7 protein-coding genes are annotated in these 7,836 nt (G+C 71.3%); 6 read left to right on the top strand and 1 reads right to left on the bottom strand.

The genetic code is table 11. From position 1 onward, the window contains the following. Nucleotides 1–276: 276 nt before the first annotated feature. The 3 genes from ABZ911_RS42635 to ABZ911_RS42625 are packed head-to-tail and all read left to right on the top strand — an operon-like array spanning nt 277 to nt 3,202. On the top strand, nt 277–1,290 hold the full coding sequence (locus ABZ911_RS42635) for a hypothetical protein (RefSeq protein WP_358070262.1): 1,014 nt from the start codon (nt 277–279) through the stop codon (nt 1,288–1,290). Between the two features lie 8 nt (nt 1,291–1,298). Continuing rightward, the gene (locus ABZ911_RS42630; RefSeq protein WP_358070259.1) at nt 1,299–2,564 is read left to right on the top strand and encodes a histidine kinase; all 1,266 of its coding nucleotides are present in this window, start codon (nt 1,299–1,301) and stop codon (nt 2,562–2,564) included. Beyond that, the gene (locus tag ABZ911_RS42625; RefSeq protein WP_358070256.1) at nt 2,561–3,202 is read left to right on the top strand and encodes a response regulator transcription factor; all 642 of its coding nucleotides are present in this window, start codon (nt 2,561–2,563) and stop codon (nt 3,200–3,202) included. Before ABZ911_RS42630 ends, ABZ911_RS42625 begins: the two co-directional genes overlap by 4 nt. Nucleotides 3,203–3,503: 301 nt before the next feature. Here the strand turns inward: ABZ911_RS42625 and ABZ911_RS42620 are convergent, their stop codons facing one another. Next, nucleotides 3,504–5,048 (bottom strand): alpha/beta hydrolase, encoded by a 1,545-nt coding sequence (locus tag ABZ911_RS42620; RefSeq protein ID WP_358070253.1) that lies wholly within the window; start codon nt 5,046–5,048, stop codon nt 3,504–3,506. Nucleotides 5,049–5,184: 136 nt separating this feature from the next. On the opposite strand from ABZ911_RS42620, the gene ABZ911_RS42615 reads away from it, so the two are divergent. The 3 genes from ABZ911_RS42615 to ABZ911_RS42605 all read left to right on the top strand — a co-directional run. Further along, nucleotides 5,185–6,315: a histidine kinase gene (locus tag ABZ911_RS42615; protein ID WP_358070250.1), complete on the top strand. Its 1,131-nt coding sequence runs from the start codon at nt 5,185–5,187 to the stop codon at nt 6,313–6,315. A gap of 28 nt (nt 6,316–6,343) precedes the next feature. Continuing rightward, complete coding sequence (locus ABZ911_RS42610; RefSeq protein ID WP_358070247.1) at nt 6,344–7,030, top strand: response regulator transcription factor; 687 nt, start codon at nt 6,344–6,346, stop codon at nt 7,028–7,030. A 486-nt stretch (nt 7,031–7,516) separates the two neighbouring features. After that, the coding region (locus ABZ911_RS42605; protein WP_358070245.1) for a hypothetical protein at nt 7,517–7,836 on the top strand (320 nt) is incomplete at its 3' end.

Here is a 7,836-nt window from a genome sequence, read left to right as displayed (position 1 = left end):
GCTGTTCTCGTTGGATCGGATTCCGATCACAGGATCACATCGACCTGCTGCGAATCTGGCCTGGTCATCCAGCAAATGGCGGCTGCCGTACTAGAAGACCAGGTCAGGCCCTCGTTGCCAGTTTTTGGCACCGGACAGGACGAATTTTCGGCACACACAGAGCTCACCGCGGCTGAGAGGTCCTCCGCTGGCACGACGCCGTCACGACCTCCGAAGGAGGAGGCCGAGACCTGGTGACGATGTGCGGGGCTCCGCCGGGGCGGCAGATTGGGCCGGGTGAACACCTCTCCTCCAGGAAGCCGCCCCACGATCGTGCCGGTCCTGATCATCGTCGTCTGGTCGGTGAGTTATCTGGCTCTCGGCCTGCTCTGGGCTCTCGGAGGGCCCGGATATCCCTTCGACGCCGGCCGTACGGGCGCGGGCAACACCCTGCTCGACCCACTTCCGGCGGCGGCCGGCGGGGGCGTGCTGGCGGTGTCGGCGCTGGTGGCCAGCGTCGTCGCCGTGCTCGCCGCCAGAGGCCCGCTCAAGCGGGCCCCCGCCGTCGTGGCCGTCGCGGTCGGCGTCGGCCTGGCGGTGCTCCTGCCCGACGTGCGCATCATGATGACCGCCGGCTACCTGCCGGTGATGCTGGCCGCCGCGCTCGCCGGCCAGGCCGAATTCTCGATGATCGCGACCATGCTGACGTGGCCGAGCGTCAACCTGCTCATCCTGATGGCGGTCGGCGTCAGCCTGATGCTCTTGGGGACACGCGCGCTGATCGGAGGGTCCAGACGGCCCGGCAGCGCCGCCGGCGCGCTACGGATCGGGCGGTATGCGACCGCTGTCGCGGTCGCCGTCCCCGTCGTCTACGCGGTCACCCGTTTCGGCTGGCTCCTGGGCGTGCCCGTCGGCATCAGCGACCAGTTCCTAGCCGATATCGCCGAGATCACCCCGATCGGCGCCGGTCTCAGCACGCTCGGTCTCATCGGTGCGGTCCTGACCGTCGGCTTGGTCCGGCCGTGGGGCGAGATCTGGCCGCGCTGGGTACCGTTCCTGCGCGGGCGTCCGATTCCGGCGCGGCTCCCGGCCTACTCGGCTCTGGCCGTCTGCCTCCCCATCACCTCCGCCGGGCTGATGTACGTCCGCAAGAAGCTCACCGGCGAGCAGGTCGGCCCTGTGGGGGCGGCCGACGAGCTGGGGGCCTGGCTTCCGGAGATGTTGTGGCCGCTGTGGGGTGCGGCTCTGGCGGTGGCCGCGCTGGCCTACCTCTCCCGCCGCCGGCACCTCGTTCACGCACGCCGACCATAATGGTGGGCGTGCGAGAGTCCCTGTCACCCTCCGGCGCCGCGGTGGACTCGTTTCTCGACCGGCATCAGGTGAGCGCCGATGCCGTGCTCGCCGTCCTGCTCGTCCTGCCGCTCGGCCTGGTCTCGTTGGGCCTGCTCCAGGCCTCGGACAGTCCCCTGTCGCTCCGCCTGCTCGCGGGTCTCGGCCTGCTGGTGCTGCATGGTTGCGTCGTTCCGCGTCGGCTGCGCCCGCTGGCGGCGTACGGGCTGGCCGCAGCGGCGATGCTGCTGCTGGTGGCGTTGCCGCCGCTGCACGATCCAGGCGGCGCCTACTATCCGGCGGTGCTGCTGCCGAGCACGCTGGTCTTCGGGCTGCTGCTCTACACGGCGTCCGGCCGGCTCGACCTGCTGCCTGGCCTGGTCTGCCTGGCCGTCGCCCTGGCGGGTGTGGGCCTACTCCTGGCGCGTCTGTGGAATCCGGCCTCGTGGGGCGGGTCGTCGGGTTCCTACGAGCTGGTCGCCTGGCGGATCGGGCTGTCGGTCGGCCTGGTCGCCGTAGCGGCGTGCCTGTGGTCGCTGGGCCGCCTCAGCCGGATGCGGGGGTTGTTCCTGTCCGAGCTCCGAGCGAAGGCCGAGCGGGCCGAGGCCGATCGTGCGCGGGAGCGGAAGGAGGCGGCGCGAGCCGAGCGCGACCGCATCAGCCGCGAGATGCACGACGTCGTGTCCCACTCGCTCGCCGTCATGGTAAGTCAGGCGGAGGGTGGCAGGCTGTCCGATCCGGACGCGCCCAGGGCGGATGTGTTCGCCACCATCGCCGGGGTCGGGCGCGAGGCCCTGCGCGACATGCGCGGGCTCCTGGGCGTGCTGCGCGCCGACGGCGGCACCGCTCCGCAACCGGGCCTCGGCGACCTGTCCGACCTGCTCGACCATGTGCGCGATGCGGGCGTACGCGTCGCCGTACAAGAGGTCGGGGACGCCCGGCCGCTGCGCCCCGCCGCCGACCTGACCGCCTATCGCGTCATCCAAGAGGGACTGACCAACGTGATCAAGCACGCGGGGGCGACGGCCGCGGCCGACCTGACGCTGGCGTGGCGCCCGGACGGACTGCACATCACCATCACGAACGATGGCGACGGCCCGCCCGCCGAAGGGGCCGGCGTCGGGCTGACCGGGATGCGCGAACGGCTCAGCATGGTCGGAGGCACCCTGGAGGCCGGTAGACGCTCCGGCGCCGGCTTTGTACTGTCGGCCACCGTGCCCTATGAGCCGAGGAGCCTCCCATCATCAGGATCATGATCGTCGACGATCAGGAGCTGCTGCGCAACGGCCTGACCATGGTCGTCAGGTCCCAGCCCGACATGGAGGTGGTCGCCGAGGCTGCTGACGGACTGGCGGCCCTGAAGGCATTGGAGTCGCGGCGCGTCGACGTGGTGGTGATGGACATCCGCATGCCCCGGATGGACGGTGTCACAGCCACCCGGGAGATCCAGCGGCTGAACGACCCGCCGAAGGTGCTGGTGTTGACCACGTTCGACCTCGACGAGCACGCCCTGGCCGCGCTGCGGGCCGGTGCGAGCGGGTTCATGCTGAAGGACGCGCCAGGAGAGGAGATCATCGCTGCGATCCGGCACGTGCACCGGGGCGACTCGATCATCGCGCCCGCCACGACCCGGCGGCTCATCGGGCGGCTCGTCGCGAAGGCCGACACCGACCCGGAGAGCGTGCTCAAGGTGCTCACTGAGCGCGAGCGTGAAGTCTTCCTCAGCCTGGCCAGGGGCGCGTCCAACGCCGAGATCGGGGCCGAGTTGTTCTTGTCGGAGACCACGATCAAGACCCACGTGGGGCGCATCCTGACCAAGCTTGGGCTGCGCGACCGGGTCCAGGCGGTGGTCCTGGCGTACGAATCCGGCGTTGTCACTCCGGGTGAGCGTTAAGCAGTGGCCCGACCTGGTCAGACCACCGATTACACCCGGCTGGCGCCTGCCCAGGACGACTACAGTACCGGCGCTTGAAGTGGACGCCCGACCCCGCCCCCACCCGCTCTTCCCTGGCGCTCTACTGGTGGGCGCTGCTCCCACACCCGGCTGCCGCCCGCCTGTGGCGGCTTGTTCGGGGAGTACGCCGCGATGCTGGAGCGCGCCGTTGTCGGATGAGACTCGGCGCACCTGCCACTCCCGGGTCCCATGTTCCCGTCGACGTAGGAGCCTCGCCGCTTGGCACGGTTGGCCTCAGCTCTTACTGCGTATCGCGATCTCGGGGGGCAGGCCCGGGGTGGCAGATCTGGTCGGCGGTGGGGAGGGTGCCGGTGGCCAGGTAGGCGTTGACCTTGGCGTCCACGCAGGCGTTGCCGTACTCGCCGTAGATCCCGTGAGCGGTGGTGCCGCGCAGGGTGAGCAGGCGGGAGCCGGTCAGTGCCCGGTGCATGGCCTTGCTGCCCTTGTAGGTGGTGGCGGTGTCGCCGGTGGCGGACACGATCAGCGCGGGGGTGGGGTTGGCGATGCGTGTGAGGCGCTCGCGCGGTTGGTTCGGCCAGAAGGCGCAGGGCCAGATGTTGTTCTTGAGGGGGCCGAAGAGGGGATGGCGCGCACGGCTGCGCTGGACGTCGTTCCAGTAGGCGTCGGGGTCGCGCGGCGCCGCGCGGTCGCCGCAGGTGATCGCCGCAGCCGGGCTGGCGAGCGGGGAGCCGGCGCTGGTCAGGACGAACGTGAGGAATCCCTCGAGTTCGGGCCCGGGGTCGGCAGGGCGGCCGTGCGCGGCCTCGTTCAGGATCCGGACGGTTGAGGCGAATTCCGCGCGGGCCGCGGGACGGTCATCGCCGGAGCCGGAGAGGATGTACGGGACCGCCTGGTCGTCCACCTCGTAGGGTCCGACGCGCAGCGGGCGGTCCTGCGCGACGGCGACGATAGCATTCACGGTGGCGAGCACGCGGGCGGGGGTGGCCCCGAGGCCGTAGGTGCCGTGACGTTTGGCGGTCCAGGCCGCCCAGCCGCGCAGCGCGCGTTCGGCCTCATCTTCGGCGCCTTGCATCGCCCTGGGGCCCCACTTGTTCGGGTCGCCCGCGCTGTCCAGGACCAGGCGGTCGGTGCGGCCGGGGAACATCTGGGCGTAGACCGCACCCAGGTAGCTGCCGTAGGAGTAGCCGAGGAAGGAGATCCGGCGCTCGCCCAGGGCGCGGCGCACGAGGTCGATGTCGCGGGCGGTGTCGCGCGTGTTGACGTAGGGGAGCACGTCGGCGTGGCGCCGGGCGCAGCGCTCGGCCAGGTCGCGCTGCACCGCCACCTGGTGATCGAACCGGGCGCGGGTCGGGCCGGCCGAGCGGAGCCACAGGCCGATGGGCCAGCCGCAGTCGATCGGCGTGCTGCGCCCGACGAAGCGCGGGTCCAGGCCAATGAGGTCGTAACGGGCGCCGACGTCTTTCATGGCCGCACGCGTCTTCAGCGGCATGCCCAGCGTGGGCTCGCCGGGGCCGCCGCTGTTGAGGACCATCGTGCCGATGCGATGAGTGCGGTCCGTGGCGGGGAGGCGGGACAGTGCGAGCTTGATGGTGCGGCCGCCGGGCCTGGAGTGGTCGAGTGGGACGGTGAGCTCCGCGCACCGTGCGCCTGCCTGGTCAAGCTCCTTGCCGGAGGCGTCGCCGGGGCTCTGGGCGCAGGGTTTCCAGTCGAGTGGTGGGGGCGGGCCGCCGTCGGCGCTGGCCGGGGGCGCGACGGTGGCGGACAGGGCGATCAGGGCGAGGACTGGGACCAGGCGTCTGAAGGTAGGCTCAAATGTCAGCTTCATGGTCGAGAACGCTATTTCGGCTGGTCATCCGGCACGATACAGCCGCCCGTACGCGCGTTGGTACAGCCTGCTGTAGTGCCCGGCGGGATCCGGTGAAGAATAGTGATCTCCATACCGGCGTCGTGGGGAGGTGCGCATGCGTAACCGAGCATTTTCCGGTTCGGTCTACCTGCTGGGCATGCTGGCCACCGCCGTACTCACGGCGCTCGCGTTGCCGGTGCTGCTCGCGCCGCCAGCGGCGCGAGGCTGGGCGAGCTGGCACCGCCGGCGGGCCGGCAGGCTGCTCGGCGTTCAGGACGGTGGGCGGCAGCCGGGCGGGCGGCGGTATCTCGCCTGGGCGCTCACGCACGTCGCGGTCGGGTTCCCGCTCGGGCTGGCCGCCCTGATCTGCCTGGGCAACATCCTGGTCGCCGCGGTGGTGCTGCCCTTGTGGTGGGCCTTTCCCGTCAATGAACGTCCCAGCCTGTTCTCCGTTCTCGATGTCCATGTGGGCGATTGGACGACCGCGCTGGTCGGGGGCTCCGTTCAGATCGCCGTCCTCGGTGCGGCGGCCTGGTGGGTGCTCCCGGCGCTGGCGCGACTGCACGCGCGGCTGTCCCTCGCGGTACTCGCGCCGTCGGCCCGCGAGCGGCTCACCGAGCGGGTCGACGTACTGACCAGGAGCCGGGTCGGCGTGGTCGACGCCCATGGCACGGAGCTTCAGCGGATCGAACGCGATCTGCACGACGGGACGCAGGCGCGCCTGGTGACCATCGCCATGCAGGTGGGCCTGGCCCGGGAGTCGCTCGCCGACGATCCGGACGCGGTGGCGACGCTGCTTGAGCAGGCGCACGAGACGGCGGAGGAGGCGATGGTCGAACTCCGCACGGTGCTGCAGACGATCTACCCGCCGATCCTCGCCGACCGCGGGCTCGATGGGGCGCTGACGGCGCTGGCCGCCCGCTCGTACGTGCCGGTTCACATCGAGCTCGCCGATCTGGGCGCGCTCTCGGCGAGCGTGGAGGCGGTGGCCTACTACGTGATCGCCGAGGCGCTGACGAACGTGACCAAGCATGCCGCCGCCACGCGGGTGGGCCTGCGGGTCGAGCGCGCCGGCGGCGTGCTGTCCATCGAGGTCACCGACGACGGCGGGGGCGGCGTCGACGAGAGGCGCGGCACCGGGGTCGCCGGGATACGCCGGCGGGTCGCCGCCCTGGACGGCGCCGTCCGCATCGACAGTCCGCCGGGCGGCCCCACCACGCTCGCCGTTCAGGTGCCGTGCGCATAGTGATTGTTCAGATCATTCAGGAGGTCTCGTGCGGGTCGTGATCGCCGAGGACAACGTTCTGCTGGCCAGCGGTCTGGAGCTGCTGCTGGCGGCGAAGGGCTGCCAGGTCGTGGCGGTCGTCGGTGACGGCGAGGCGTTCCTCGACGCCGTCGCCGAACACCGCCCCGACATCGCCATCGTCGATGTGCGGCTGCCGCCGTCGTTCCGCGACGAGGGAATCCACGCCGCGCTGCGGGCCCGCCGTGAGCACGGCGCGCTGCCGATCCTGGTGCTGTCGCAGTACGTCGAGCGCGAGTACGCCGGCGAGCTTCTGTCCGACGGCCGGGGCGGCATCGGCTACCTCCTGAAGGACCGGATCGGCCGGGTGGCCGAGTTCGTCGACGCTCTGCGCCGCGTCGCGGCCGGCGGTACCGCCATGGATCCCGAGGTGATCGCCCAACTCCTCGCCCGCCGCGCCGGTGGCCCCCTGGACAGCCTCACCTCCCGGGAGCGAGAGTCGCTCGCCCTCATGGCGCAGGGCCACGACAACGCCACCATGGCCGAGCGGATGCGTATCTCCGACAACGCCGTCCACAAGCACATCGGCAACATCTTCGCCAAGCTCGGCCTGGCGCCGGACGACTCCGGCCATCGCCGTGTGCGGGCGGTACTCGCCTACCTGGAGGGCACAGCCCGGCCGGCCGAGCCAGATCCCGGCCGCGGGAACCTGCGCTGATCCGCGTTCAGACCTCTTCCTGCCCGCGAGGACGATCGGACCGCCGTGATCCTGCTTCTCTTCGTCAGCAGCCGGCCGCGGCCCGCGGCGCAGCTAATCATCTGGCTCGTGCGGTCGTCAGGGCGTTGCGGGTTGCGTGCTGTCGCGGACCGTGAACGCAGGCGTGGCGAGCGTACCGACCGGTGATCTACCTGACGCTGTGGTAGCTCGGGAGCTGCCATGACAGGTGGAACCCCGCGGTTTCCGCAGGCCGGATGATGAGGACGAGCGTCGCCCCGGGCAGGGCGGCGGGCTCGGGTTGCGCGTCGGGCGGCCGCGCGGGGCCGGTGCCCGGGCGCTGATGAGCCTCCTGACTTTCGTGGCCAGGGACTCCCAACGCTACGGCCGGGGGCGAAGTAGCGATCTAATCGCAGTTGAGGGGTGATGAGCGACGAACGCTCTGGCTGAGGGCAGCGAGCGGATTTTGTCGGCGGCAGCGCCTAACGTGTGCCGCAATTCGTCCGAGGCGATCACGCCCCCGACCCGACTGATCCGGACGCGGCGGCGCGGCTGCTCACCGCCAGGTACGCGGCAGGCGTCGACCGGACGATGTGGGAGCGCGAAGGGGTGACGTTGCCGCCGGAACAGGCGGTCCTCGCCGTGCTGGCCGACCCCTCACCCGAGGCGGACGCGCTCGTCGCCCTGGTGCCGCGCGGCCGGCAGGTGTGGGCTCTCCGCTCGCCGGGTAGCCCCGGTGCATTACTGCACCGGGGCCCCCTCAGAACCGTGCGTGCCACTCGTCGCGGCACACGGCTCAAGCAAGCCGC

Origin of the sequence: Nonomuraea sp. NPDC046570, assembly GCF_040645915.1 — a bacterium.
GTDB lineage: Bacteria > Actinomycetota > Actinomycetes > Streptosporangiales > Streptosporangiaceae > Nonomuraea.
Note: the sequence above shows the minus strand (reverse complement) of the source record. Positions and strands in the feature narration are given on the sequence as shown.